The organism is Tepidibacter sp. Z1-5, assembly GCF_037844525.1.
Taxonomy (GTDB): Bacteria; Bacillota; Clostridia; order Peptostreptococcales; family Peptostreptococcaceae; genus Tepidibacter_A.
This window is the reverse complement of sequence record NZ_JBBMMD010000057.1, coordinates 1-1,085: the sequence shown is the minus strand read 5'-3', so window position 1 is coordinate 1,085 and position 1,085 is coordinate 1. Positions and strand designations below refer to the sequence as shown.

Sequence of the window (1,085 nt, the reverse complement as noted above, 5' to 3'; positions counted from 1 at the left end):
GTCTTATATCCTTTTTGATAGCTTCTTTTCTTTCTTCATTATTCATGTGAGAAAACGGCTTATCTTTTTTTCTATATGGATTGAAATTTTGTTTTTCTTCAAAATTTAATCCCTCTTCTTTTAATATATCTATTACATACTCAGCTATAGCTGGTGCTGCACTAAGTCCAGGAGATTCTATTCCTCCAACATTTATAAATCCTTGCGCCTTACTTGATGCGAATATCATAAAATCCTTAGTATTAGGAGTTGCTCTAACCCCTGAAAAAGATGTTATAGTCTTTGATAAATCAAGGCTTGGTATGCTTTTTTTAGCATTTTTAGTTAAAAAACTTAAACCAGACTTTGTTATTGATACATCTTCTTGATTATCAACTTCTTCAGCAGTAGGTCCTAAAAGTACATTGCCATGAACAGTAGGTGTAACCAGTACTCCCTTACCTTTTTTAGTTGGACATTGGAATAGTACATGATTTACAATATCACCTTCAGATTTATCTAAAACCCTGTATTCTCCCTTTCTACTTATAATGTAATATTCATCTCCGCCTATCATGTTGTTTATCTTATCAGCATATAATCCAGCTGCATTTATAACATATTTGGCTTGTATATTCCCTTTTTTTGTCTCTATATTAAAGTATTCATCTTTGGTTATATTAGTAACCTCACACTCTGTATTTAACTTAACCCCATTAGTAATAGCGTTTTCCATTAAAGCAACAGTTAAATTAAATGGGCAAACAATTCCCGCACTTTTACAGCTAAGAGCTCCTACTACCTCATCACTTATATTAGGCTCTACTTCTTTAACCTGCTCTTTATTTAATATTTCAAGACCTTTAACCTTATTGTCAATTCCTCTTTCATAAAGATCTTTTATAGTTTCCATTTCTTCTTCAGAAAATGCAACAACTAAAGATCCTATTCTCTTGAAATGAACATCCAGTTCTTTACATAAATCCTCATACATTTCATTTCCTTTAACATTTAGCTTTGCCTTTAAAGTTCCATCAACAGCATCATATCCACCATGAATTATCGCACTATTTGCTTTTGTAGTTGCTTGACAAACTTCAACTCCT

At 32.0% G+C, this 1,085-nt stretch carries 1 protein-coding gene; it reads right to left on the bottom strand.

Annotated elements, in window-relative coordinates:
• A partial coding sequence (locus WJW32_RS12360; RefSeq protein ID WP_340258773.1) for an NAD(P)/FAD-dependent oxidoreductase occupies positions 1–1,085 on the bottom strand: 1,085 nt, incomplete at both ends.